This window comes from Patescibacteria group bacterium (genome assembly GCA_026397045.1).
Classification (GTDB): domain Bacteria; phylum Patescibacteriota; class Saccharimonadia; order CAILAD01; family BJGX01; genus JAPLVO01.
Window position 1 is genome coordinate 25875 of record JAPLVO010000006.1, and the last position, 26125, is coordinate 51999.

Here is a 26125-nt window from a genome sequence, read left to right on the forward strand (position 1 = left end):
CCAATTAGCCTATAGGTATGAGATAATAGTAAGCATGAGCAGTAAAGACAAGCTAACAGTAACAATATCTCCCGCTTCATTTGTCTATTTAGCAGTTGTCGCTGCAGCAGTGGCGGCAGTTTGGTATTTATCTGGGGTAGTAATTATCGTCGTGGCTAGTGTAATATTTGCAGCTGGGCTTAACCCCTCTGTTAAGAGACTAGAAAAGATAAAGTTTCCACGCTGGCTGGCAGTTTCGGTGATATATGTAATGGTATTTTCTATCTTGGGGTACTTAATATTCCTGATTGCCCCAACAATCAGCGAGCAAGCTAACGATATATTTAAGAATTTCCCTGCCCATCGAGCTAGGGTAGGGGCCAGCCTAGATAGCCAGCCTTTACTACAGGAAGCATTTGACAGAGTCACGGACTCAGTCAGATCTCGGCCAGAAATAGTGGCAAATCAAGTGGGTGCGGCAGCCACCGGAATTATTGGCAGTTTGTTTGGCTTTATTACATTCTTAGTTTTGACATTTTACTTTTTAATGAGTGGTAGAGAGATATCCTCGGCAATGGTAAAATATGTACCTTCAAGAAAGAGCCAGAAGGAGATTATAGCCATCGGCAAGGAGAGTTCTGTAAAGCTAGGGCACTGGATTAGGTCGCAGGTGATCATGTCGATTATTGTTTTTTTGACAACATATTTAGTATTAAGTATAATAGGAGTTGAATTTAGCCTTTCTCTGGCTCTTTTTGCGGGACTTTTACAGTTCGTGCCCTTCGTGGGGCCTCTACTGGGGGCAGCTCCAGCTTTGCTAGCAGCTCTTGTTATATCCCCGCTAAATGCGCTCATATATTCCGCCTCGGTGCTAATTGTGCAAATGCTACTTGCCAATGTAATAGCCCCCCAGCTATTCAACAAAGCCATAGGGGTCTCACCAGTTGTAATATTAATTGCGGCCTTAATCGGCTTCAGCTTGCTTGGACCTGTAGGTGTGATACTTGCTGTGCCAATAGCGGCAGTGGTTGATGTAGTTTTCGATAGTCTAGGACCTGACTATGTTAAGGATAAGATATTTGATGCTACAAAATCCTAGCCTCGGTATGCCTTAATCTGTTACAATAGTTTTTATGGACATTACATTCTCTAACAATAATACGATAAAAATATCTGGCAAAAGCTCTAGTATTATAATAAATCCAACATCGGCAGTAAAAGCTGATCTTCTTCTTTTCACCGACCCTTCTGCAAGCAGGCTAGAGCAGAAGTCCTTTTATGGACCGGGTGAGTATGAGGTTCTGGGGGCTATGGTCGATGGGATCGAGATCGACAAGGGCAACACTGCTTATAGTGTGGTGTCAGACGACATTCACATCACCTATATAGTAGATCTATTGGCTCCACTTAGTAACACCCAGCTGGAGAGTATGGACGGCGTAGATATCTTAATTATCGCCGTCAAGGACGACAAAGCCGATTTATTAAATAAGGTTATTAGCCAGGTGGAGCCAAGCGTATTGATCCCAATTATGATCGATGAATCGGAGATAGCTAAGATTAAGGCAGAATTTGGTAAGGATATTGAACCAATGGAGCGCTACAAAATCACCAAAAAGGATCTACCTTTAGAGACCCAAGAGCTAGTATTGCTCAAATAGTAAGTTATCTGGTAGGAAAATGCTTCACTTACTGAATAATTTATAAAAATCCTACCACTAATAAATAAGCCCTCGTTATTGAGGGTTTATTTATTAGCGTTTTCTAGTTCTTTTGCATCTATCTGCTTCTGGTACTTGTTGAGAGTTCGAATAGTACTGGCAGCTAGGCGAAGTTTTACCTTCTTGCCATCGATTATAAGGGTTTTAGGCTGTAAGTTTGGTTTCCAGGTACGCTTAACATGCCGCTGTGAGTGGCTCACATGGTTGCCGAATTGCTTACCTTTTCCTGTTAGATCGCATCTGTATGACATAATCTCAGTATTCTAGCACATTTGAACATCACAATCAATATCCTTGTAGGGGTCATTAATAAAAATCGCTCGATCGTGCTAAAATAGTATGTATGGAAATGTTAATTACTATAGTATTTTATGTAATAATTTTGGTGATAGTGCTGACTGTGCACGAATTCAGCCATGCTTGGGCCAGCCACATGCTCGGTGATGTTACAGCCAAAAGAGAAGGTCGTTTGACCCTAAACCCAGCCTCCCACATAGATCCGTTCATGACACTACTATTGCCCCTAGGTCTGATACTACTTGGCAGCCCTGTGGTGTTTGGAGCAGCTAAGCCAGTACCTTTTAACCCATATGCGGTACGGTACGGTAAGTGGGGTGCAGCCTTAGTCGCTTTTGCTGGCCCGGCTAGCAATCTATTAATGGCCTTAGTTGTGGGGCTTTATCTGAGGTTTGTAGCTATTGGTGGCCTCGGTGGGGAATTCTTAATTCAGTTTGTACTCGTAAATGTGGCGTTTTTTGTCTTTAATATGATTCCTTTTCCACCTCTAGACGGCAGCAGATTGCTTTATGCAGTGGCACCCCCTGGCCTACAGGATATCATGGACCGAATAGAGCAGTTTGGCTTAGTAGCTGTATTTGCGATGGTCTTTATACTATTCCAGATCACCGGCCCGGCTTTTAGTAATATTATATTCCTTATAGCTTCGTTTATTCTGGGTAAACCAGTCTACTAGATGATATAATTATATCGCTTTCTACGGCACTCGCGTATTTAAGGCGTAGTAACTTTTTCCGGTTACTTTTAACTTTAGGGAGTCTTAGATTGCTCTCCGATTAATCGGTAGATGCTGCGGACACCCACCTGCAAATTGGCGGGAAAGGTTATCCACGCTAGCGGTGTCTGTGGATTGCTCAATTATAATAAATATAGAGCCCAGTTGGGCTCTATATTTATTATAATTTCCAATACTTTCGATATTTATTTTCACCATCAATTGTCTGGGCTATGATGAGTTTTATTTCTGATTTTAAACCTAACTGTTTGCGCAAGCTGGCGACCAGCTTCGCAGGATTGTATGGGCATAGCCAGAGACCCTTAGCATAGTTAACAAACCCATGGCGCTTGAGGGTTAGGATTAGCTGATTACGCATCACTTTTTTAGCCTCTGGGACATCGAATGTAATCAAGTACCATCGCCCGTCCCATCTTTCAGGAATAGTGAAGGCATCTTCTGCCACCTGATGAGCTTTTAATCTGTCTTTGCCCTTTAAGGTTATTTTATAGACCTTTTCGCTATCAAGGACTCCTACACTAATATATCCCTGCCTAGCCAAAAGGGCCACGGTGTCAATTATCCTGCGCCGGGGGGTTGTTTTATTGGAGTTTATGAAAAGTTCTAATAATGCCTTATTAGAACTCAAGTCGCCCAGGGTGGCGACTTTTTTGGTCTGAATTAGCCTTAAGACTATGGCTGTTTTGTTAGAGTTGTTACTCATCTGGAGTTTTGGCACACATAAATTACTTACTACATAAACATTATGCCTTAGCATAACTATTATGTAAATACCTTTTCAATACTTTTTTAAATTTTGTGTATTTTATATCTGTTGACGATTCACTATTAGGCTTTACGATTTTTTAATTAACTTTAAATTATAATAGCTGATTCTTGAAAGCAATGCTGCCCAGCAACGCCCCAGTTACCCAGGAATAGGTGAACGAAATTTTCAATAAAAAGTAGGTACCTTAAGCGGTATTATTTCTTACAATTAAAAAAGTTTAGTAATTAATACTAAACTTGATCTTAAACTTGGTCGGGGTGACAGGACTTGAACCTGCGACCTCACGGCCCCCAGCCGTACGCGCTACCAACTGCGCCACACCCCGTCAGACTAGATTAATACTATCTGATATGGCACAGGAGCTCAAGGCTTGCTACAATATGGTTATGCTATTAATCGAGTTTATCTCTTGGTGGTACGGCCGAGGCTACATGCTACTCTTTAAGAAGTTGCAGGCTTTGATTATTTCGATATGGCAAAAGTTTTCGGTGGCTACGCTAGTCAAGACCTTGGTTGATCCCTGGCGAAGAATAGTGACTGATCCTGGGAAATCCCTGCAAGATAAGTCTAGGGCTATTTTGGATAATGCTGTCTCTAGGGTAGTCGGATTCACAATTAGAGTTATAGTTATCATATCGGCATTTATATCTATAGCTTTGCTATTCGTGGTAGGCCTGCTACTGGCTGTAGCTTGGCCGCTAGCACCAGTGCTCATCATATTGCCATTTGTATTGGCGGTAACATGAGGCCAGTATCCTACTCGAATTCTATAAGAGTTTCAAAGGCCAGATTGGCGAGCCATCTTAAGGATGGGTTCACTAAGTCCATTTTGCTGTTTTCGTGGCTACTTATCGCCCTGGGGGTAACCCTATACATCACCTCTCCGGTGAAACCAGCCATACTGCTAGCTAGCTTGGGTATTGTAGGTCTAATATTCTCGGTATGGGCAAGATGGGATTTGGGATCGGTAAGGGCAGTCTATAACCCTGATTCGTCAGAAATACTAATTGATGATGTTGCGACCGAGGACATCGTATTCCTCGTAAACGATAAACAAAGCCCAAGGCAGGTATTATCGGCAATATCTAGTAATTGGCAGGTAGCATTTATACTCACTAGGTATCAGGTAGATATAGCTTTATTGGCAAGTTCGGTGTCTAATGACCCAGGCCAGTCCCAGGCTCTATGGAATCGGGCCTTTATGATTGCTGGCCAGGTTCCTATAAAAGAGATATCCTCCGGGGTTTTATTAGTAGCGATGTTTATTGAAAATCCAATAATGAAAGATTGGCTGCTAAAAAATGGTATGGATGTTCAGGATGTAATTGGCGGTTTAATGTGGGAGGAATCATTATGGAAGAGGATAATCAGCCCAAAGGCTCAAAATAACTACGGCGGTATTGGGCGCGACTGGTCATCTGGGTATACGCCAATATTGGACCATTATGGCCAGAATATTAGTATTGCAATAATGGATGGCAAGCAGGACTTCTCGAGTGTTCACAGAGGCAATGTGATAGAGCAAATACTCACCAACTTGGCCAAGGCCGATAGGAACAACATTGCCATGGTGGGTGAGGTCGGAGTCGGCAAGACCGCTCTGGTGTATGCCTTAGCAGAAAAGCTGATAGACGGCGAAGATGTACCTGACCAACTCAAGTATAAGCAAATTTTCCAAATGGATTCAGGTACCGTGACAGCTTCCGTAAGTAAGAATTTGAGCCTAGAGCTGATATTTAAGGAAATAATAAGCAATGTATCTAGGGCTGGGAATATAATGATTTATCTAGATGAAGCCCAGTTATTTTTCGGTACGGGGTCTGGCTCAGTAGATATATCAAGCATACTACTACCCGCCATAAAGGCTACGGGAATCAGTTTAATAGCTAGCTTTTCGCTGGACGACTGGAGTCGACTTAGCTCATCCAACCCCAACCTAGCTAGTTTGTTTGCCAGGGTAGATGTCGAGCCTTCTGATAGAGAGCAAACTATCGGCATACTTCAGGATATTTCAATCCAGCTCGAAGCCAAGAATAAGGCCACTGTGACCTTTAAGGCTTTGCAGTCGGCCTATGATCTTTCAGAGCGTTACTTGCGCAATAAGGCTATGCCGGCAAGGGCGATAGATTTGCTTAGTGATAGCATGAGCTATGCTTCTGGGGGGCTGGTTACCGCAGAGTCAGTTGCCCGAGCTACCGAAATAATCACTAATACCAAGGTCAGCCAGGCATCGGAAGCCGAAAAAACACAACTATTGAATCTGGAAGATTTAATCCATGAAAGAATGATTAATCAGAGTCAGGCTGTCAAGGTGGTATCTGACGCCTTAAGAAGGTCTAGGGCCGGTGTCCGAAACACTAATCGGCCAGTCGGTAGCTTTTTGTTCCTGGGCCCCACCGGAGTGGGTAAGACAGAACTTACTAAGGCCCTAGCAGCTGTGTACTACGGTAGTGAAGCCAGCATGAACAGACTAGATATGAGTGAGTACCAAAACAAAAGTGATATTAAGCGCTTGCTTGAATCAGCCGGCAAGACATCTAGCGGTAGTAGCTTTTTACAAAAGATCAATCAGAACCCATTTAGCGTCGTTTTGCTAGATGAAATTGAAAAGGCTCATCCAGATATCCTTAATCTTCTCCTTCAAATGCTTGACGAGGGTATGCTCACAGACACTGCTGGCCACAAGATAAGCTTTAAGGAAGCGATAATTATATGTACATCAAATGCTGGAGCTAACGATATCAGGGCTCAGATATCAGCTGGTAAAAAGCTCGAGGAATTTGAGGAAGAGCTGACAGATAAATTAATTGATCAAAATGTATTTAGGCCAGAATTAATCAATCGTTTCGATGAGATAGTGCTATTTAGGCCGCTTAATAAGGAGGAACTTTTGCAGGTGGCGAAATTGATTATTAAAGGAGTAAATAAGCAGCTGGAAGCCAAAAAAGTGACAGTAGTGTTAACCGACCCAGCCATGCTTACGCTAGTAGATCTCGGATATGACCCTCGTTTAGGAGCAAGGCCAATGCGTAGAGTGATATCTAGGTTGGTTGAAAACAAGGTGGCTCAAAAGCTTTTGAGTGGTGAACTCTCGCCTGGTTCGACCCTTACACTTGATGTAGGTGACCTAGAAGTTGTAGTATAGAGACTATGCCCCAATCAGTATTCACTAAAATTAAGAACAAAGAGGTGCCTGGCGTGATCCTTTATGACGACGGTAAATGCTTTGTGATTCTTTCGAATATGCCCCATGCCCCAGGTCACTTATTGGTAATACCGGTCGAGGAGATGGATAGTTGGCAGGACCTTGATACCAAAAGTTTCTTGCACTTAATGGAAGTCGCTCAATACTTCGGCAGGGCCACCAAAGAGATCTATAGCCCACCGAAAGTTAGTTTGGTGGCCATTGGTTTTGAGGTCCCCCATGTGCATATTCACATATTTTCCTTATTTGGGGTGTCTGGTGCTGATCATACTAAGGCCAGCGCCGCTAATATGGAAGAACTTAGCAAAGAAGCCCTAAAGTTCGAAAAATATCTAAAGAAGACCAAAGGTAAGGTCTTATGATGGCCGTATTGGTGGTTGTAACACTAGCTATACTCCAGGGCCTTACAGAGTTCTTGCCGATATCGAGCTCTGGTCACTTGTTCCTGCTCCCCTGGGCCTTTAACCTGCCTAATCCAGGGCTATCCTTTGACGCCGCGATACATATCGGCACAGCCCTAGCACTACTGATATTTTTCTGGAAAGATTTCTATAATCTTGTCAAAAAGCGAGATAAGCTAATAATTTATATATTAGTTGCCTCTATCCCAGCAGCGATAGTTGGGTTTCTGGGAGATAAATACATCGAGAAGTACTTATATCAGTCTAGTACGGCGCCGCTTGTTATCGGAATTGGACTAATTTTTTATGGAATAGTTATGTATGTTATCGATCGAAATGCAAAACTGAAGGACGACATAAGCAGTGTCGGCGGTAAAAAGGCCTTAATTATTGGCTTTGCCCAAGTTCTGGCACTTATCCCCGGAACATCGCGTTCTGGTATTACAATATCTGCAGGTGAGTTCCTTGGTCTGAACCGCGAGTCAGCTGCTCGATTTAGCTTTCTATTGGCGACTCCGATATCTATGGGAGCGGGGCTATACAAATTCGGCCAGATTGTGTCTCAGCCCAGTGGCGGAGTTTCGATATGGCTGACGGTTTTAGGTATCGTAGTGGCTTTCTTTACTGGCCTGGTAGTAATTAAGTGGCTACTGGAATACCTCAAAAGCCATTCTCTCTTGGTCTTCGTTTTATACCGTTTCGCTTTAGGATCCGCAGTGATAGCTCTATGGCTGGTAAAGGGTTAATATGCGCTTAATAGTATACTGCGATGGCGGTTCAAGAGGTAATCCTGGCCCATCGGCTCTAGGTGTTGTCATAAAAACATCAAAGGGTGAAATAATCGAAGAGATAGGTGAGTATCTGGGTGTACAGACCAATAATTTTGCCGAATATAGTGCAGTAGTAAGAGCCCTTGAGAGGCTAAATGAGATGAAGGTCTTGGAGGCTGATTTTTTCTTGGATAGCGAGCTAATAGTTAGGCAATTAAATGGTATCTATAAGGTCAAGAATGCCAATATAAAACCCCTCAACAGTAGGGTTGTTGAGTTATGTAGTGGCATGGATACCACTTTTACTCATGTTTACCGCCAAGATAACAAGCAAGCTGATGCCGTCGTTAATGATGTTTTAGATAGTATTAAATAGACATTTACTTATAAATATCGTATAATATTATACACTGCAAGTTAGTGGATGGCTGCTCGTTTATAGCGAGAGGAAAGTCCGAACAGCATACAGCAACGGTAGTCGTTAACTGCGACCGGGAGTGATCCTCGGGAAAGTGCCACAGAGACTATTCCGCCTCAATTTTTTATTGGGGTAAGGGTGAAAAGAGTGGGGTAAGAGCCCACAGTACAGATAAGTGATTATCTGTAGAGGTAAACCCTACCGGCTGCAAGATTATGGGCCCTTCCGCTTGTCGGAAAGACTGCTTGTCTTCTTATGGGTATATCGCGCCATGTGGCAACACAGGTTTGCTGGCTTTTAGCCAGCCCAAGATAGATGGTCATCACCCCTCATCTTGATTCTGGAGTCCCAGCATCAAGATGAGGGGTACAAAATTCGGCTTATAGCTAGCTTGCAGTAACAAATATCATTCGCATGGTTAATCTAGGCGAATGATATTTGTTAAAAATGGTACAATAACAACTATGAGAAAACGCAGTGAATTATTGATATCATTAATTCAGATACCAGTTGACTACATTATGCTGGTAGTTAGCTTTACTTTGGCTTACTTCTTGAGGCAGGGTAGCGGCAAGCCATTCTCGGGGATTATTAGTGGTTATGCATATTTAGACCTAGTGATGTTGTTTTTACCCATATGGCTAATTATATTCGCCGGCGCAGGGCTTTACAGGATACGCTCAGATCGAGGCAATTGGGTGGATATAGGTAAGATATTCGTGGCTTGTGCTGCAGGCGTTATGGTACTTATTGTAATCGACTTTCTAAGCCCCTCTCCCATATTCCCAGCTAAAATCGTACCAATCTATGGCTTCGTGCTCTCTGTAGTTCTAGTGAGCTTAGGAAGGCTCATAATGACTTTGATTCAACGGACCCTGGCGCTGCGAGGGATCGGAGTATACAGAGTTCTTTTTATAGGTAGTGGAAGAAATGCAGTAGAGTTAAAATCCACACTGAAGCAGTTTAAGAGGCGATATCAGGTAGTATCTAGTATTTCATCATTATCAGAGGTCAGTACCTCGAAACTTTCAAATATTATCAGCCTTAAGCATGTAGATATTATCATGGTGGCTGATCCCTCGACCAACGAAGAAAACCTATTAGAAATTCTGGCTTTTTGTCAGCAAAATCACATCGGCTATCAGTTTTCACCAACGATATCAGGGCTTTACACCTCCAATATCCTCTCCACCCAGATTGGTTCGATCCCAATCCTTGAGCTTAGGCCCACACCCTTGGAGGGATGGGGCAGGATTCTAAAAAGATTATTCGATTTAATTGTCACTTTGATAATTATAATTCCAGTTCTACCGGTATTGGCCTTGCTTTATCTGATTATAAAGGCCACTGACCCTGGTCCAGCAATTTATTCCCACGAATGTTTTGGCAGAACTGGCAACAAGATTAATGTATACAAATTGAGGACAATGAAGGCAGAATTCAGTATTGGGCCAAAATTTGCTGGGCGTACCATTCAGGAGGTATTGAAGCTTTTACCCAAGGACAAGGCCGATGAATATAGGGCCACAGCCAAAATTAAAGACGATCCAAGGGTTGGCCGATTCGGCCGGTTCTTGCGCCGAACTAGCCTTGATGAACTCCCGCAACTTTTTAATGTTCTCAAGGGGGATCTAAGCCTAGTAGGCCCTAGGCCTTTACCCGAATCTGAGCTGGGTTTGCTGGGGGGCAAGCAAAATCTGGCTAGAATTGTAGCCATAAGGCCAGGTATTACCGGCCTCTGGCAAGTCTCTGGTAGAAATGATCTTGAATATTATGAACGAGTAAAACTGAATTTATATTACATTGATAACTGGTCTTTGTGGCTAGATATCAAGATAATATTCAAGACGATTTGGCAGGCGGTAATAGGCAGTAATGGAGTATAAAAAAAGTCTTTCAGGCCTGAAGGTAGCTATAGTACACGACTGGATGGTGGGCTTAGGTGGCGCCGAAAGAGTTGTAGGAAGTATGCTGAAGCTATTGCCACAGGCCGACATCTATACTAGCGTGTACTCACCAGATAAGCTGCAGTTATTTGCTGGCCACAAGATCAATACGACATTTCTGCAGAATTGGCCTTTGTCACGGAGCAAACATCAGCTATTCTCAGCCCTTAGGCCTCTCGCATTCGAGAGTTTAGATTTAAGCAATTACGACCTAGTCTTATCTAGCTCAAGCGCAGAATCTAAAGGAGTGATCACCCCCACCTCGACACTCCATATAAGCTATATTCATACCCCTACAAGGTACTATTGGAGCGGGTATAGTGATTATTTGGCAGAGCCGGGCTTTGGAGTGTTAAATCCGATAGTAAGGTTACTCATGCCTAGTTTAGTTCGCCGACTCCGTAAATGGGACTTTGCCGCCGCGCAGAGGCCTGATTATTTGGTGGCAAATTCTAATGTTGTCTCGGCCAGGATTAGTGAGTATTATAATCGCCCAAGCCAAACGATCAGGCCTCCTGTAGACACAGATCGCTTCAGGAACGACAGGGAGAATCAGCAAGGGGATTATCTATTGGTTGTATCCAGGCTAGTGCCCTATAAGAGGGTTGATTTGGCCGTCAAGGCCTGTAATAAATTAGGCTTAAAGCTAATTGTAGCTGGCCGAGGGCCAGAGCTCTCTAGGCTTAAAAAGCTTGCTGGTAGTACGGTTAGCTTTGTGGAGAGCCCGTCTGATAGCCAGATAACCAAGCTGTATTTAGGTGCCCGTGGCTTCATATTCTCTGCTGAAGAAGACTTCGGGATTACTCCTGTCGAGGCGATGTCAGCTGGACTACCGGTGATTTGCTTTGGCGAGGCTGGCGCCACAGAGACGGTCATTGATGGGGCTACTGGGGTTTATCATGCCAATCAGACCGTCGCTAGCCTTGTCGAGGCGATAGGTAAATTCGAAGCTACCAAGTTTGATCGCGGCACGATAGTTAAAAGAGCAAAGATGTTCTCAGAGAGCAGGTTTTTAGACGAGTTAGGAGGATACATTGCCGATAAGATCTCAAAAAAACCATAGAGCCGTCAAGTTAGTATTGTCTGGGCTAATGGTAGTTACTCTGTTGGTGCTGGCTTCTTTAGTGCCATCTGTGATAGATAAAGTTGTGATTAATACAACTAAAATAAACGACTACAGAGTTATATCCAACAATTTGTTAGGCCTTGATAAGCCCGTAAACATACTTTTGCTTTTTGAGAATAACGCTGAAGATAAAACCAGAGCCCGTTAGATCGGTTTATTATTACGACTACAAGTTTAAAGAGGTAAACTATGTAGAGCCTGCTCCGGACGCCAAGGGCGAACCAATGCTTTATACCCTACGAGACAGTGGCCAGAGCCTAGATTGGCCAGCCAATGCAAAGCGAGCAAAGACTATATTTAGCCGTGAATCCGGACTGGAAGTTGATATAGTTGTCGCAATTACACCAGAAATACTTAAGCAGCTAATTTCAGATACGGGCCCTATTGTTCTTGAAGGTTATGGCCTAACCGTAACCGCTGATAATATTACTCAGACCCTTCAGCTAGAAGTTGAGTCCGGCCAGGATAAGGTGGAAAGGAAGGACCCCAAAACGGTCCTATCTAGCGTAGCAAATGAGCTAATAAAGAGACTAAGTGAAAAGTCAGTCAATGATCTAACAAAAATTGGTTCCAGCCTAAGAGACCAGGCAAAGCAGAGGCAGATATTGGTCTATGGTAGTAATTATGATCTAGCTGAAAGCTTATCCAGGCTTGGGTATGATGGGTCCTTGGTGGCATTTGAATCAGATTACTTCTTGCTAACAGAGAATAATTATAGCGTCGACAAAAGTAACGCTTTTATAACTAGACAGCTTGACCGTAAGCTAGCTATCGACCCAGATGGCAGCGTGACTGTAGATGTCAAACTGACACGGACCCAGAACTTGGAGCAATCATTCCCTTATGTCGACCCAGTTGATCAAGGCACCACATTCTTGGTTAAGAGTAATAAGAGTTACATGAAGTTTGCCGTCCCAGCTGGCTCCAAGCTGGATTCAACAAAGTCAAATATAGATATAGAGTACAAGGGTAAAGAACGAGGGTATGATGTTTATGGCTTTAATAGCGAGCTAGTACCGCTGGAACCTTCAGAGTATACTTTCAGCTACAAATTACCATATATCTTAGCCGATGACGACACTATGACCTTGAATTCATTTATCCAGCTTCAGAATGGTGGCTGGCCATACCAAATAAGAAACAGTGTCGTGGTGCCAAAGGAGTGGCAATTAAGCGCATCAAACAAGAAAGACCTATTTTATGACCAAGGATCGGTTGTGTATGATAGTATTATTGATAGAGACTTATACATGAGTTACATATATGTTAAAAAATAAACCAACAGATGCCATAACGCTAGGGGATCTTAGCAAGCGCTTCGATGACGAGGCCGGTATATATGATGCCTTGAAGGGTATCGACTTAACTGTACATAAAGGTGAGTTTGTGGCAATCATGGGCCCATCAGGATCGGGTAAATCGACCCTAATGAATATAATAGGCTTATTGGATCGGCCGACTCAGGGGACCTATTTGCTTGATGGCGTAGACACTAACTCCCTCAGCAATCAGGATCTTGCCAAGCTGCGCAGAGATAAGATCGGTTTCGTATTTCAAAACTTTAATTTATTGCCCAGACTAAATATCAGGCAAAATGTAGAAATGCCGTTGATTTATAAGCGGGTAGCGGCTAAAGAGCGTGAGGATAAGGTTATTAAAGCCCTTTCGAGTGTCGGCCTATTAGATAAGATCAACAATAGGCCCAATAGGATGAGTGGAGGTCAGATTCAAAGAGCTGCAATCGCCAGGGCCCTTATTAATGACCCAAGTATTATTTTGGCAGATGAGCCAACTGGTAATCTGGATACCAAAACTGGCAAAGAAATTATGAATATAATAAAGTCGCTTAACAACAAAGGGGCAACAATCATACTCGTGACTCATAACCCCGAGGTAAGCCATTTTGCGGATCGAACCATAGTGGTGCGGGATGGCCTTATAAAAGCAGGGGGAGCTGTAGAATGATCTGGCAGAATATCAAAAATGCCCTAATATCTATTAGGTCTGCCAAGCTTAGATCGTTTTTGACCGTGATGGGCGTGGTCATTGGCGTTTTTGCAGTTTTAGTTATGGTCGCAGCCGGAGATGGGGTAAAGGCTCAGATAGGCGGCCAGGTATCTAGCCTGGGAACTAATGTGCTAACTATCACATCGGGTAAAGTCGGCCAGTCCAGCACTGCAAAGAATGGCCAGCAGCAGAAATCCTCGGGTCTTAATTTATCGAGTGCTTTAGGCGCGAGTACGCTTACGAGCATTGATTTACGAACTGTCGAGGAAACTAAAGATGTTGTAAAAGTATCTAGCTTTAGTATTATTTCAACTTCTGTCTCGAGAGCCAATCTTAGCAGTAGTACAGCAGTGGTGGTAGCCACCGATCCAAACTATTTTGATATCAGGAGTATCAAGCTGTCCCAGGGTAGAGCTATAAGTGACGAAGATATGGAGCGGTCAAATCAGGTTGTAGTTATTGGGCCTGATACCAAATCTAACCTCTTTGGAGACCAGGATCCGATCGGCCAGAGCATTAGCTTGAGAGGAAAGGATTATGAGGTAGTGGGTGTCACTGCCAAATCTGATGGTGGCGTAAGTATTGGCTCTAGCTCTGACGATATTATTTTACTTCCTTCGACTTCTGCAGAGTTGCTGCTCGGTAAGCTAGATATTTACAGAATTATCGCTCAGGTAAATGACGCTGACAATGTCGACTCTGTTAAGGCATCACTGGAGCAGTCGATAACACAGAATCATTCAGGAAGTAACGATTTTAGTGTCCTTACCCAAGAAGACCTACTAAGCACATTTAATAGTATCCTAGATGTCTTGACTACATTCGTAGTAGCTATAGCAGCGATCAGCCTACTAGTAGGGGGTATAGGCATAATGAATATTATGTTGGTGACTGTGACGGAGAGGACCAGGGAAATCGGTATTCGCAAGGCTCTGGGTGCAACTTTTGGAAATATTATGGGTCAGTTTTTAATGGAGTCAATTATTATATCTCTGATCGGAGGTCTGCTCGGGCTCCTGCTATCCTATTTAGCCGGGTTTGTCATCAAAGAGCTAGCTGACATCACACCAGTGTATAGCCTTAAAGCGCTAGTGGTGGCCTTAGGGGTAAGTTTAACCATCGGGATAGTGTTTGGAACAGCCCCTGCCGTTAAGGCGGCCAGAAAGAGCCCCATACAGGCTCTTAAGTCCCTCTAGCTATTAAAATAAATAGAAATGCTTCGCGAACTACTTACTAGCTTTTACAATTTCTGCAAAGGCCTTAGGTTGGCTCACTGCTAGCTCGGAGAGTATTTTGCGGTTTATAGAAATATTTGACTTTTTAAGGTCAGCTATAAAGATCGAGTAAGTAGTCTCGTTGATCTTAGCGGCAGCTGATATCCTTGTTATCCATAGGCTTCTGAAATCACGCTTTTTATTGCGTCGATCTCGGTACTGGTAACTTAGTGCCTTAATTACAGCTTCATTGGCTTTCCTATAGGAGCTTCGTCTTATTTTGGAATAGCCCTTCGTGAGCTTTAGTATCTTCTTGTGTCGTTTGTGGGCTGTAACGCCTCTTTTTACTCTCATGCTAAACTCCTAGGGCCCTTTTAATATTTCTTACATCAGATTCGGACGCAGGCATATCCATCGAGTAGGCTCGCTTGCGGCTGGCAGACTTTTTAGTCTTAAGGTGCCCACGGGTAGCCTTAAGTCGCATCACTTTGCCGCTGGCTGTAATTTTGAATCTTTTGGCTGTGGTTTTACTTGTTTTAATCTTTGGCATTGTCTTTATCCTTTGTAGCCACTGGCTGGCTTGATTTGGTTCCTGCTTGCTTCGACATATTAACTACTATCGACATATCACGGCCTGTCATTATTGGCCTTTGCTCTATTATGGCAATTTCATTGAGGCCTTCGAAGAACTTCATGATTACCGCTTCCCCTAGAGCTGGGCGAGCCATTTCGCGGCCTTTGAAGCGAGCGGTAATCTTGACCTTATTGCCGGCTTCAAGAAATTTTCGGGCTGCTCTTTGCTTCACCTCTATATCGTGCTGGCCTATCTTTAGTCCCATACGAACTTGCTTGACCTCTATATTGCGCTGCTTTTTACGGTTTTTGGCGGCCTGCTTATCTTGCTCATAAAGGTACTTACCCCAATCGAGGAGCTTACAAACAGGTGGGTCCGCATGGGGTGATATCTCGGCTAGATCATAGCCCTGATCCCTAGCTATATTTAGGGCTTCAGAAATTGGCACTACTCCAATTAGTTCAGATTCTGCGTCTAGCAACCTAACGGTTGACGCTGATATCTGATGATTAAGTCGAAGTCGTTTTTTTATTTAGATATCTCCATAAAAGCTCCGAATAATAGTAGCATGAAAGTTCTCGGTTGGCAAGCAATAGCATCGGGCACTTATTTATCAGTCAGTTTGATTGATTTTTCTGGAAATTAGTCGGATCTTTTTAGTAGATTTGCCGATAGTTACAGAATTCTTGTAGATTCTGCCGTAGTTATCAGTGATTTGGCCAATGGCTTGCACCTTAAAAACCTTGCCGTGTAAGCTAGCTATTACCCTAGAGCTAGTTGGCGCTTTAATAGAGATTCTCTTGATTAACCCAGCCAGGAGGTCCTTTTTAGATTTAGGATCTTGGGCGACAGAAGAACTCGCCCTGAGTTGGATCGGCTTTTTAATTAGGTATTGATTATCCGATATATTTTCAAACTCCAGTGTGCAGTCGGGCAATCTTAGATCCAGAGATGCGTCTACAGATAGGCCTATTGGCTTGGCGATGGCTGTATTAGGTTCAAATGATAGGGTAATATTATCGAAGAAATACCTGTTGCCAAGCGAATAGATAGTAACTTCATTTATTTTCCTTTGGGCTAAGGCCTCGATCCCAGATTTCCAGCTTTTAATTAGTAGCTTATGGCCTATATTCGAGGCGCCTGTGGGGATATATCCTATCGCAACATCATGCGGAACTTGGCCAATTTGTCCGATTAAAGTTTCGAAATCTGAATCGCTACCAATAATCGCGATAGTATTAGTGGCTAATTTATCTATCCCAGATAAGATCTGGCTAAGTTCGGCCTCGCTCGTAAAAGTCTTTATCGGGGCGGCAATATGAAGCCTTTTAAGCTCATCTGCGATATCCTTATCTACTTCCTCGGAGATGGGGGAGCCGGAACTGGTGTTTTTAAGATATAAATACACTGGCTAATTTCCAGCCGTTAATTTGGCATCTAAAAGTGCACCACTGTCAACGCTGATATTTTTAGATTTAGCGCTACCAGATAGCTGACCGCAACCTGATATATAGATGTTATCACTCGCCAAGATATCTGCCTTAGCTCGGCCTTCAATATTGGTAGCTCGACTACTTATAGTACCTGTAAAAGTCGAGTTTTTATCGAGCTCTACAACCCCAATTGTTACAATTGAGCCTTTGAAGTTGCCATCTATATAAACATCTTCATCAGTCTTGATATCTCCAACAGCATCTATCCCAGCCCCAATCATAAAGCCAGCGTAGCCTACTAAATCGGAAATATGACCCTTTTTTAATCTACCGAACATATGCTATTTAATCTTCTTAATTGATGCCTGCCTTAACGCCTCATTCTCTTCTTTGGAGAGATGGTGCTGAGACTCACCACTTACAACATCTTTGGCGTATACCCTTGTTCCTGATCTGGCATGGACTGCTGAAATAACTAGCCCGCTATTGGAGTGATCCAAAAGAGCAATACAGAAGCTTTGGTCTCCGCCGGTATCTCCAAATGGGTTGAAGCGTACTAATGCAACCCTAGAGAGTGCAAGCTGCTGAGTTTTATGTAGCTTAGCGGCAAAGCCCGCCAACTCATCTATTTGGGATAAAGATTTATCTACATCAGAGGAGTAGTTTTTGATAAGCTCTTCAATTTGCTTGGCTTCAGCCCCCTTAAGAAACTGCCCATATTTGTTTCTTAGCTCAATCTGCTGCCATAGAGTGTAGCCAGACAGCCCAGCGGATATAAAAAACAGTATAAAAATATATTGCATATTTAGCTCTTTCCTTCTTAGTACCGATTATAGATCGACAGCCAGCACTTGGCAACTTATCATTCTGGGATTACAATATATCCTAAGACAAGGAGGCAAAATATAATGTCTAAACGCAAGAAACACACTAAGAAAGCCCGTAAGCATAGTAAGCTCGTAGTAAATAATACAACACAAGCCAAGGCTAGCTCTGGCGATACATCGATATCATCTAAATCCGATACAGTACCAGCTGTCCAAAAAGCCGAAGTGCCTAAAAAATTAGAAGCCTATAGCGACAATCCTATAATGGCGGATGTGAAGTACAGTCTGTTTCTCACGGGGCTAATATTCGCAATTTTTATTGTGCTATTTTTGGCGATGCGCAATGAATCGGTGGCAAAATCATTTTATGGCATAATCAAGATCAACATCTAGAGGCTCTAGACCCGATACTGTAGGGCTTCTGCAATGTGCCTCGCACCGATATCGTTAGACGCATCTAGATCTGCAATAGTGCGCCCGACCTTAAGCACTCTCATGTAGGCACGCGCCGATAATTTGAGGTTGTTTATTGCTTGGTCAAGCAGGCCTATAGCTTTAGTGTCGAGCTGGCAGAACTTCAGGATTTGCTTATTATTCATCTCGTTATTAGTGGTTATTTTTTCTGATTCAAATCGCTTCGATTGCAGATCTCTGGCTCTGGACACCCTTTTTGCGACATCCGAGGAAGATTCAGCTACAGGGGCCTCTAGGAGTTGTGACTTTTTTACTCTTACTAAATTTACCACGAGGTCTAGCCTGTCTAGGAGCGGCCCAGATATTTTGCTGCCATATCTCTGAACCTGAGATGGGCTGCAAGTACAACTCATGTCTTGATCGCCCGCATAACCACAGGGGCAGGGATTTTGGGCGGCCACTAGCAAGAACCTGGCGGGGTAGCTTTGGGAGGTGGCGGCTCTAGAGATAGTTACCTTGCCTTCCTCTAGCGGCTGCCTAAGAACTTCTAGTACATTACGGGCAAATTCTGGCAGCTCATCTAGAAACAGAACGCCACGGTGGGCTAGGCTAATTTCGCCGGGTCTTGGCCATTGGCCACCACCTATAAGTGCAATATTGCTGGCAGTATGGTGTGGGTTTCGATAGGGCCTAGAAGACACGATATCGTCACAAGATTGACCAGCAACGCTGTGAATCTTGGTGATCTCAATAGATTCTTCATAGCTAGGCGCGGGTAGCAAACCAACTAGTGCCTTGGCTAGCATCGACTTGCCGGACCCTGGAGGCCCACTCATTAGGATATTATGATTACCGCTTGCTGCGATTTCGACAGCTCGCTTTGCCTGGTATTGGCCATAGATTTCTGATAAATCAACCTCTGCGGTTGTCGTAGAGGAGCAGATTTTGGTAGTTGGCAATGGAGTGATGGTTGATTCGCCGATTAGGTGCCTGTAGAGCTCATGGAGTGAACTTACTGGATAGATGGTAATCCCTTCTACTAGCGCCGCCTGGGTAGCGACATCTGCCGACACATACAGCTCAGTTATTCCATTGGCCTGACAGGCCTGAGAAGCCGCCAAGGCTCCCGGTATGGCTCTAGTTGAGCCATCTAACCCGAGCTCTCCAAGAAAGGCCGAGGACTGCGCTATGGTCGCTACCTGCTTGCTAGCCCACAAAAGACTTACCGCCATGGCTAAATCAAAGCCCGAGCCATTTTTAGGCATATCGGCAGGTGCCAAGTTTAAAGTAATTTTCCTTGGCGGCAAATTAAGATTGGAATTCTTTATTGCTGAGCGAACTCGCTCTTTTGCTTCGTCGACAGCCTTGTTTGCCAGACCAACGACTATAAAGCCGGGTAGACCGTTGCTCATATCCGCCTCCACTTGAATTAATTGGCTATCTAATCCGATATTTGAAACAGTATTTACCTTAGCTAACATAATTTAAACCCCCTTGTTTATAACCATATTATACAAACAAAAAGCGAAAATCAAGCCTAATATACATTTTTGGTAATTATTAGTCAGAGATTAGGAGTTGTTAGGCTGGGTATAGAGCCAAAGCGTTCAGTAAATAGGCTGCGCTTAGCTAGCGTACCACTTGGCAGCAGACTCTGGCGGTACGGTGTTAATAACTATGCCCGTGGAGACCTCCAGACCACCCCATATGCTACTTCGTCCATATATTTTGATTGCACACCGGTAGTGAGGGCTAGTTCCATTTTCTATGAATAAGTTATAACTTATTTGCGAATCGGTCAGCTTGGATGTTAAAGTTTTTAAGTATTTAGCGCAAGACTCGATTTGAGAAGTATTCAGCTGATCAAAAGTAGTGGCATGTTGCTTAGGAATTAGCCATACCTCGAAGGGGTACTGCGATGCATAGGGGCAAATTACAATAAAGTGCTCATCCTCCGCAACAATGCGTTTGTTCTGGGCTTTTTCATAGCTAATTATATCTTCAATAGGTTGCTTTTTTTTATCAGTATAGTACTGCTCGATTTCTCTGGAGCGCTCAATGTATCTTTTAGGCACAATCGGTAGGGCAAATATTTGAGAGTGGGCATGAGCAAGACTTGCCCCTGCTTCAAAGCCATCGTTTTTAAATACTAGAACATAGGCAATATCTTTGTCTTGCATTAACTCTGTTATCCGAAGCTGATAGACCTGGAGGACTCTTTTAATTTGGGCTAAAGACAGGTGAGCAAAAGCTACATTGGCCAGAGGGGTGTCGACTACTATCTCTTGGGAGCCATATGCGCCAGAGTTATCCTTAGTAAGCGCTGGGAAGCGATTGGCAACCACCTTCACCAGCCAGTCTTGCCCACCCTTGAGAGTATAGACCTCCTTTTCAAGATCTAGTCTAGGGCTTTCGGCAGTCTCGATCAGCGGATGGCGATTTTTCTTAGTATCGTATGGTCGCTTGCCTCTTCCGGGCGATATTATGACATATTCATCAAACAGGTAGTCGCGCCTGATTTCAGTCTGGATTCCCCCTATATCCAAAAACATAGGTTTGCACTGCCATGCGTCACCGGGGTTGATTTTATCGGTGTTAATCTCGCAAGTAACATAGTCTACGAATGAATCATCGTAGCCGGACTTCAGGGGTTGAGCAGGGGCCTTGACGGGCCTATGTAGGTGTTGGGCCGATTTAGGGCTACTTTTAGCTTTATTCATACCTCTTATGTTATCAATCTTTGAGTGTAAAGGCTATATTAATCGATAAAGTTGGCTGTATAAAGCTACTAGCTTTTTTGTCTGTTTTTCTATAGTCATAGACATCGCTAGCTTATGAGCCGTCTGGCCGTATTTTCTTGCCAGGACAGGGCTATTAATTAGCTTAGTGCATGATTCTGAAAAGCTTCTAATGGTGTTTTTGGCCTGGATTCCTGTAATTTTGTCCTTGGCCAGAGGAGATATATCCGCATCAATGAATATTATCGGCTTACGCTCTATCGCGGCTTCATTTAGGACTAAGCCCTGAGTGTCGGTCATGGATGCAAAACAGAATATGTCAGCTGCCTTAAAGCAGGCAAATGTCTTGTCGCGATCAAGCATCCCGGTGAATATTATATTTTCAGTTAGATTAAGTTCTGAAGCCAGGTCCTTCAGATCGCCACTGTAGGGGCCATCACCAACCACCATCAGCTTTGCATTGGGATTTTTGTCAATAATCTTGGGCATACTCTTGATTATTAGCTGAATATTCTTCTCTTTACCCAGGCGACCAACAAAAAGTAGTAGAGGGTCGTCATCCTCAACATTAAAGACTTTCCTAGGTTTAAAATTTGTTTCAATTTTAGTCTCTTCCAGATCTATGCCCGTTGGTAGCACATGTACACTGTCGAATTTACCGTAATCGTTAAGAGATTTTTCCATCTTTTCTGAGGGGACTATCACCATGCTGCAGTTTTTATAAAACAATCCAACACTCTCCACGATTAACTTTCGGTTCCATTTCTTGAGGGACTTGCTAGGCTTAAGGCTCGGGATTAATTCTTTATATTTATCGGCTGACTTCATGAGCGCAGGCGCTAATAGTATTCCAACGAGAATACCTAGCATTATTTTCTTGTAAATCTTAGCGTACTGGTCTATGTCTGTATGGTGGGTTACGACGGTAGGGATATCATCGTCTTTTGCAATTCTCATACCAAGCATCCCGACTTGAGCAGGGGTGTGTATATGGATTATATCGAGATTATGAGATTTGACCTCTTTGATTATTGTCGAGGTGAAGGGCATGGTGTCGCGGTGGTCTTCATACCAGATACTAGGGAATGATCTGAAACGCACTATATAATCTGGGTCTGGCTTATCGCGATTCGGGGATTCAGGGCAAAATATTACCACTTCATGGCCCAGCTTAATTAGTTCTCTGGCGAAGAGATCCACCGATACAGCTACTCCATCTACTTGTGGGTAGTACCTGTCAGTAAAAAACCCTATCTTCATATATTTTTATCCAGGAAGCTGAGGTATATTTTTTCTATATTTTTCATAACTGTTTTGGTGTCATAGGCCTGAGCAATGTGTTTGGCCTTGTCTTGAGATCTACTATAGAATACCTTGTCGCTGGCGAGTTTTTTGATGGTTCGCACAAATCCGCTATCATTAGAGGCCTCTTCATACCAGTCTTTGAAGGTGAGGCGGTATTGATCGTTATTTCTTAAAAGTACAGGCAGGCCTGCGGCTGCACCTTCAATAATTACGATTCCAAAAGTTTCTTGTTCTGAGGGAAGGAAAAATAAATCAGAAGCCTGATAGTATGCTGTAACATCCTCGTGCTTAATAACTCCTGTAAAGTGAACATTAGCGGGAGCATTACTCATCATTTTTTGCATTTCAGAGTAGTTAGCGGCAGCGTGCTTAAAAGGTATGCCACCGACCCAAATAAATTCCATATTCGGCAAGCTCTTTGCGCAAGCCATGAAGCTGTCGACTCTTTTTCGGGGCTGGACTTGGCCATTACAGACTATTACAAATTTATCCTTGCTAATCTTTAGAAGTTTGCGAGCAGCAGCTTTTTTGGCCGGAGTATTGGCATAATCAGAAGTTTCAATCATGTTGGGCACAACATAGGTGGGTTTTTTAACGCCCAATTTTTTGAGCTGGTCTTCTACTTCTTGGCTAACGGCGAATATTCCATCGGCACGGTTATAGAACCACCGGAGGTATAGTTTAGCTAAGGGGTACCATAACCTGGCACCGACTAGGCTACCAATAAAAGAATCAGGCACAACATGTGCAGAAACAAACTTGATGCTGCCCCTTGATAGCAAGAATCTTATTCCATAAAAACCGACAGTGTGTACATGTATTATATCGGCCTTAAAGTTTTTTTGGTTGGTATGTACCTCGAACTCTGGCGTGTACTTTTTCAGGCCTGCGAGGTGTTCGGTATAAGCTGTGTGGACGCCATGCCCCTGCACTGTGAATGCACTGTCGGAAATTACATTAATGGTGTATTTTTTATTCATAATACAGTCTATTATTACATTTTTATCCTCATCGGGCACTACCTAAACGAATTTATTTATAAATTACTTTATAACTAATCTGTAAATTTCCTCGAATTGGTCTAATGTTGCTCGGTTAGAGTGCCTGGAGGTTACCTTGAGCAAGCTAGCTCGGCCAAATTTATCCATTCGCGCCTGGCTGGATGTTAGCTTGGATATTTTTACAGCCAAGTCATGGCTATTTCCAGGCTTAAACAAGTAGCCATTTACACCAGAGTCAACCAGCTCCGGTAGGGCGGTGCTATTAGCCGCTATAATTGGCTTAGAGCAGCTCATAGCTTCTAGGGATACAATGCTTTGTAACTCCGATGGGGAGCTTATAACAAATACGCTGCCAGCCTTAATAAGGCTAGCTTTTATTAAATCTGGGACATATCCAGTAAAAGTAGATTTTTCGTAAATGTTGAGCTTTTTGGCTAGCTTCTTAAGTCTTGATTCATCATTGCCTCGTCCCGCAATCACTAAATGTAGATCTGAATTGAGCATTGCCTCCGCTGCAGCCCTTACTATCACATCTATATTCTTTTCCTTATCGACTCTTCCAAAATAGAGAACTACTGGCCGGTTCGACGGTATATTGTATCTAATCCTGGCTTTACTTGCAGTGGCCTTGGAGTAGCTAGCCACATCTACGCCGTTACTTATAGCCCGCATAGGGCCTTTTACATTATGTTTGCGCAGAAGATTGATAGCTGTAGGGGTCGGTGAAGTTAGGAAGTCTACTTTTTTGTAGTACCATCGGATGTATTGCCAGCAAATTGCATCGAGCGATTTATAGGCAAAGTGCCTAGGCTTTAAGCCTAGATTATATAACAAGTTCTCAGGCATAAAGTGGTTTGTAGCGATGATCGGGATACCTCTTCTCCGGGCTGCCCCAATACTCAGCAGGCCCATTAGGGTGGGGAAATGAATATGGATCACATCTGGTTTGCTTTCCTCAAATATTCTCCTAGATCTAAAAAATGGGAAAAAGCTCATTCTAGATTCTAGGTGCAGCAGAAACGGTATAGATTTCTCTCGGTATATTATAGATATTTTGTCTTTTTGTTTGAAGCTATGGAGTTTGCGGCCTGGTGCCCAGACCGAAACAGAATTACCATCACTACATAGCCCCTGCACAAGTCTACGGGTAAATTGCGCACCCCCATCAGGGTTAGGCCAATAAGACTCTGTAACTAGCAGAACCCTCATAAATTATTCTTTACCAATCTGAATTTTTTTATATATTTCTAGGTAGCTATTTAAACTAGTGTTGATATCATGATTCTGTTCTACTATTTCGCGGCTCTTAGCACCGTATTTAACACGCTTAGGCCTATTTTTGATTAGCTTTAAGAGCTGCCTGGATAGATCAATATGGTCATTCTCCTTGAACATATACCCATTAACCCCATCATCGCAAAGCTCTCTTAAGGCTATTTTATCTACCGCCACAACAGGAAGCCCACTGCTCATAGCCTCGAGAGTGGCGATGCTCTGGAGCTCTGCCGGAGAGGCAATTACAAATATATCGCAGCTAGCAAGCAGGTGGGGCTTATCGGACTCTTTTACAAAACCCGTAAAGGTTAGGTTATCTTCTATACCGAGTTGAACACTTAGGGCCTGTAATTCATTTAGGTACTTACCAGTTCCGGCTATTATCAAATGGACATTATGCTGCTGCCTAAGAGATTCTGCAAAGCCCCTGACGATAACATCGATGCGTTTTTCACCATCTATCCTGCCGATGAATATTAGTTTTACCCTATCTTTTGGTATTCTAAATTTATTTAGTATCGATGGCCTTTTTTTGCTTGGGTTAAATATTTTGGTGTTTACGCCATTGGTTATCGGGCTGCCAAGTTTTTTAAGATTTCGGTCTTCAAGCAGGTTAAGAGCCGTCAGCGTGGGGGCGGTAACTATATCTGCTTTATTGTGGAACCAAATCAAGTATTGCCAGAAAAACTTTTCCATTTTGCTACTAACTTTCTTAGGTAGCCTGATGTTCATTAGGATGTTTTCGGGCATAATATGGCTGGTGGTTACCACAGGCACCTTGTATTTATTAGCGATAAATAGGGCTGTTACTCCTAGAAGAAAGGGATCCTGGATATGTATCAAGTCTGGGTTTATGGTGCGAATCAGTTTTTCGGCATTCTGGAAGGGCCAGTAGCTGACCCTTAGGCCAGGATAGAATAGTAGTTCTAAGGATTTTTCTCTGTAAATTGTCAGATTGCCATTACTCTCGAGATATGATGTAATTTTTTTGCCAGGCACCCAAATATAGACCTTATGGCCTTTCTGGGCCAGGCCTTCCGCCAGGTGCTTTATGAAAGTGGCAATACCATCTTTACGAGGATGGTATGTCTCCGATACAATTAGAATCTTCATTTGTGATATTATATCAAATGTCAGATAAATAATTAAAACATAATCTCAAAAGTATGATTTATTACAAAGAAAATAAAATCAAAAACCAACGAAAGCTGCCGATATTATTCATACACGGCCTAAAGGGAACCCATAGAGGGATGATAGATATCGCTCGTAGTATGAGTGACTATCACTGGTTTCTGCCAGACATGCCTGGTCATGGACAAAGTGATTTAATGAATCTTCATGGGATCGAAACATATGCCAAGGCTCTTTTAGATTTTATGCACAAGCGAGATATCAATAAGTTCTTGGTGGTAGGCCATTCTTACGGCGGCAATGTAGCCGTCGAGCTAGCTAGGCTGGCGGGCCCTAAGGTTGTCCCCAAGATGGTCACTATAGCCCCATACCCCGGCTACAAAAACACCCCGACAAACCTAGCTTTTGGATCGATGTACGCTTTTATTAAATACTTCCCGAGGCCAATCGTAAATTTCTTTCTGCTTGGAAAGATTGCAGTATTTGTTACGGGCTTAGTGCTTTATAAGACCTCAGATCGTGAGCGCGTAAAGGCATTGCAGAAGCAAGGCTACCATGAAGAGACCAGTTTTGAGAAGCGAGTGATGGTAGAAGCCGTGGAGAGTTTGCGAGAATTCGATCTGCGCAGCCGCCTTAATGAGCTCAAGCAGCCAACCCTTTTAGTTTATGGGGATATCGACTCCTTTGCCAAGCTCAATGGTATTGAATCGGAGATTAAAAATAGCAAAATATCCGTGGTGCCCTATAAAGGAGGAGGGCACTTGATCCCCCTCGAGTATCCAGAAAGAGTTAGCGCATTGGTAAGGGGGTGGATAGAGCCTTAAGCTTTATGCCA

At 43.3% G+C, this 26125-nt stretch carries 30 protein-coding genes, 1 tRNA gene and 1 other RNA gene; 17 read left to right on the top strand and 15 right to left on the bottom strand.

Annotated elements, in window-relative coordinates:
* Window positions 1–34: 34 nt before the first annotated feature.
* Window positions 35–1078 carry an AI-2E family transporter gene (locus NT111_00430; GenBank protein MCX6804479.1) on the top strand — a complete coding sequence of 348 codons (1044 nt, stop codon included), beginning with the start codon at window positions 35–37 and terminating at the stop codon, window positions 1076–1078.
* Window positions 1079–1112: 34 nt separating this feature from the next.
* Window positions 1113–1640 carry an MBL fold metallo-hydrolase gene (locus NT111_00435; GenBank protein MCX6804480.1) on the top strand — a complete coding sequence of 176 codons (528 nt, stop codon included), beginning with the start codon at window positions 1113–1115 and terminating at the stop codon, window positions 1638–1640.
* Between the two features lie 86 nt (window positions 1641–1726).
* Here NT111_00435 and rpmB read toward each other — a convergent pair whose 3' ends face one another.
* On the bottom strand, window positions 1727–1951 hold the full coding sequence (gene rpmB / locus NT111_00440; GenBank protein ID MCX6804481.1) for a 50S ribosomal protein L28: 225 nt from the start codon (window positions 1949–1951) through the stop codon (window positions 1727–1729).
* Window positions 1952–2043: 92 nt separating this feature from the next.
* Between rpmB and NT111_00445 the strand changes: the two genes are divergently transcribed.
* On the top strand, window positions 2044–2673 hold the full coding sequence (locus NT111_00445; protein ID MCX6804482.1) for a site-2 protease family protein: 630 nt from the start codon (window positions 2044–2046) through the stop codon (window positions 2671–2673).
* A 220-nt stretch (window positions 2674–2893) separates the two neighbouring features.
* On the opposite strand, the gene NT111_00450 is transcribed toward NT111_00445, so the two are convergent.
* Complete coding sequence (locus tag NT111_00450) at window positions 2894–3490, bottom strand: hypothetical protein (protein MCX6804483.1); 597 nt, start codon at window positions 3488–3490, stop codon at window positions 2894–2896.
* A 261-nt stretch (window positions 3491–3751) separates the two neighbouring features.
* A tRNA-Pro gene (locus tag NT111_00455) sits at window positions 3752–3827 on the bottom strand.
* Window positions 3828–3888: 61 nt separating this feature from the next.
* Between NT111_00455 and NT111_00460 the strand changes: the two genes are divergently transcribed.
* The 12 genes from NT111_00460 to NT111_00515 all read left to right on the top strand — a co-directional run bounded on the left by NT111_00460 (window position 3889) and on the right by NT111_00515 (window position 14571).
* Window positions 3889–4248: a hypothetical protein gene (locus NT111_00460; GenBank protein MCX6804484.1), complete on the top strand. Its 360-nt coding sequence runs from the start codon at window positions 3889–3891 to the stop codon at window positions 4246–4248.
* Window positions 4245–6647, top strand: coding sequence for an ATP-dependent Clp protease ATP-binding subunit (locus NT111_00465; GenBank protein ID MCX6804485.1), 2403 nt, complete (start codon window positions 4245–4247; stop codon window positions 6645–6647). Before NT111_00460 ends, NT111_00465 begins: the two co-directional genes overlap by 4 nt.
* Window positions 6648–6652: 5 nt before the next feature.
* Entirely contained in the window at window positions 6653–7069 is a 417-nt protein-coding gene (locus NT111_00470) for an HIT family protein (GenBank protein ID MCX6804486.1), read from the top strand.
* The gene (locus tag NT111_00475) at window positions 7066–7854 is read left to right on the top strand and encodes an undecaprenyl-diphosphate phosphatase (protein ID MCX6804487.1); all 789 of its coding nucleotides are present in this window, start codon (window positions 7066–7068) and stop codon (window positions 7852–7854) included. Before NT111_00470 ends, NT111_00475 begins: the two co-directional genes overlap by 4 nt.
* Before the next feature lies 1 nt (window position 7855).
* On the top strand, window positions 7856–8254 hold the full coding sequence (locus tag NT111_00480) for a ribonuclease HI family protein (protein ID MCX6804488.1): 399 nt from the start codon (window positions 7856–7858) through the stop codon (window positions 8252–8254).
* A gap of 36 nt (window positions 8255–8290) precedes the next feature.
* An RNA gene (gene rnpB, locus NT111_00485) (RNase P RNA component class A) lies at window positions 8291–8695 on the top strand.
* Window positions 8696–8760: 65 nt separating this feature from the next.
* Window positions 8761–10182, top strand: a complete 1422-nt coding sequence (locus tag NT111_00490) for a sugar transferase (protein MCX6804489.1) — start codon at window positions 8761–8763, stop codon at window positions 10180–10182.
* The gene (locus NT111_00495) at window positions 10172–11305 is read left to right on the top strand and encodes a glycosyltransferase (protein ID MCX6804490.1); all 1134 of its coding nucleotides are present in this window, start codon (window positions 10172–10174) and stop codon (window positions 11303–11305) included. Before NT111_00490 ends, NT111_00495 begins: the two co-directional genes overlap by 11 nt.
* Window positions 11277–11516: a hypothetical protein gene (locus NT111_00500; protein ID MCX6804491.1), complete on the top strand. Its 240-nt coding sequence runs from the start codon at window positions 11277–11279 to the stop codon at window positions 11514–11516. Before NT111_00495 ends, NT111_00500 begins: the two co-directional genes overlap by 29 nt.
* Window positions 11479–12645, top strand: a complete 1167-nt coding sequence (locus NT111_00505; protein MCX6804492.1) for a DUF4012 domain-containing protein — start codon at window positions 11479–11481, stop codon at window positions 12643–12645. The genes NT111_00500 and NT111_00505 overlap by 38 nt, the downstream gene beginning before the upstream one ends.
* Entirely contained in the window at window positions 12632–13333 is a 702-nt protein-coding gene (locus NT111_00510; GenBank protein ID MCX6804493.1) for an ABC transporter ATP-binding protein, read from the top strand. Before NT111_00505 ends, NT111_00510 begins: the two co-directional genes overlap by 14 nt.
* Window positions 13330–14571: an ABC transporter permease gene (locus tag NT111_00515; protein ID MCX6804494.1), complete on the top strand. Its 1242-nt coding sequence runs from the start codon at window positions 13330–13332 to the stop codon at window positions 14569–14571. The genes NT111_00510 and NT111_00515 overlap by 4 nt, the downstream gene beginning before the upstream one ends.
* 30 nt (window positions 14572–14601) lie before the next feature.
* Here the strand turns inward: NT111_00515 and rplT are convergent, their stop codons facing one another.
* The 6 genes from rplT to NT111_00545 all read right to left on the bottom strand — a co-directional run bounded on the left by rplT (window position 14602) and on the right by NT111_00545 (window position 17399).
* A complete protein-coding gene (gene rplT, locus NT111_00520; GenBank protein ID MCX6804495.1) occupies window positions 14602–14943 on the bottom strand; it encodes a 50S ribosomal protein L20 in 342 nt (113 codons plus the stop codon).
* A 1-nt stretch (window position 14944) separates the two neighbouring features.
* Window positions 14945–15139: a 50S ribosomal protein L35 gene (rpmI, locus tag NT111_00525; protein MCX6804496.1), complete on the bottom strand. Its 195-nt coding sequence runs from the start codon at window positions 15137–15139 to the stop codon at window positions 14945–14947.
* On the bottom strand, window positions 15126–15695 hold the full coding sequence (infC, locus tag NT111_00530; protein MCX6804497.1) for a translation initiation factor IF-3: 570 nt from the start codon (window positions 15693–15695) through the stop codon (window positions 15126–15128). The genes rpmI and infC overlap by 14 nt, the downstream gene beginning before the upstream one ends.
* A gap of 81 nt (window positions 15696–15776) precedes the next feature.
* The gene (locus NT111_00535; protein MCX6804498.1) at window positions 15777–16571 is read right to left on the bottom strand and encodes a hypothetical protein; all 795 of its coding nucleotides are present in this window, start codon (window positions 16569–16571) and stop codon (window positions 15777–15779) included.
* A 3-nt stretch (window positions 16572–16574) separates the two neighbouring features.
* A complete protein-coding gene (locus tag NT111_00540) occupies window positions 16575–16934 on the bottom strand; it encodes a polymer-forming cytoskeletal protein (protein ID MCX6804499.1) in 360 nt (119 codons plus the stop codon).
* A gap of 3 nt (window positions 16935–16937) precedes the next feature.
* Window positions 16938–17399, bottom strand: a complete 462-nt coding sequence (locus NT111_00545) for a DUF4446 family protein (GenBank protein MCX6804500.1) — start codon at window positions 17397–17399, stop codon at window positions 16938–16940.
* Window positions 17400–17504: 105 nt separating this feature from the next.
* Here NT111_00545 and NT111_00550 point away from each other — a divergent pair, with 105 nt between their 5' ends.
* Window positions 17505–17816 (top strand): hypothetical protein, encoded by a 312-nt coding sequence (locus NT111_00550; GenBank protein MCX6804501.1) that lies wholly within the window; start codon window positions 17505–17507, stop codon window positions 17814–17816.
* 5 nt (window positions 17817–17821) lie between these two features.
* Here the strand turns inward: NT111_00550 and NT111_00555 are convergent, their stop codons facing one another.
* From NT111_00555 to NT111_00580, 6 genes are all read right to left on the bottom strand, one after another.
* Entirely contained in the window at window positions 17822–19318 is a 1497-nt protein-coding gene (locus NT111_00555) for a YifB family Mg chelatase-like AAA ATPase (GenBank protein MCX6804502.1), read from the bottom strand.
* 144 nt (window positions 19319–19462) lie between these two features.
* Window positions 19463–20557: a hypothetical protein gene (locus tag NT111_00560; protein MCX6804503.1), complete on the bottom strand. Its 1095-nt coding sequence runs from the start codon at window positions 20555–20557 to the stop codon at window positions 19463–19465.
* Window positions 20558–20590: 33 nt separating this feature from the next.
* Complete coding sequence (locus tag NT111_00565; protein ID MCX6804504.1) at window positions 20591–21835, bottom strand: glycosyltransferase; 1245 nt, start codon at window positions 21833–21835, stop codon at window positions 20591–20593.
* Window positions 21832–22860 carry a glycosyltransferase gene (locus tag NT111_00570; GenBank protein MCX6804505.1) on the bottom strand — a complete coding sequence of 343 codons (1029 nt, stop codon included), beginning with the start codon at window positions 22858–22860 and terminating at the stop codon, window positions 21832–21834. Before NT111_00570 ends, NT111_00565 begins: the two co-directional genes overlap by 4 nt.
* A gap of 63 nt (window positions 22861–22923) precedes the next feature.
* Window positions 22924–24090 carry a glycosyltransferase gene (locus NT111_00575; protein ID MCX6804506.1) on the bottom strand — a complete coding sequence of 389 codons (1167 nt, stop codon included), beginning with the start codon at window positions 24088–24090 and terminating at the stop codon, window positions 22924–22926.
* Window positions 24091–24093: 3 nt separating this feature from the next.
* The gene (locus tag NT111_00580; GenBank protein ID MCX6804507.1) at window positions 24094–25269 is read right to left on the bottom strand and encodes a glycosyltransferase; all 1176 of its coding nucleotides are present in this window, start codon (window positions 25267–25269) and stop codon (window positions 24094–24096) included.
* 53 nt (window positions 25270–25322) lie between these two features.
* On the opposite strand from NT111_00580, the gene NT111_00585 reads away from it, so the two are divergent.
* Window positions 25323–26114: an alpha/beta hydrolase gene (locus tag NT111_00585; GenBank protein MCX6804508.1), complete on the top strand. Its 792-nt coding sequence runs from the start codon at window positions 25323–25325 to the stop codon at window positions 26112–26114.
* Window positions 26115–26125: the final 11 nt, after the last annotated feature.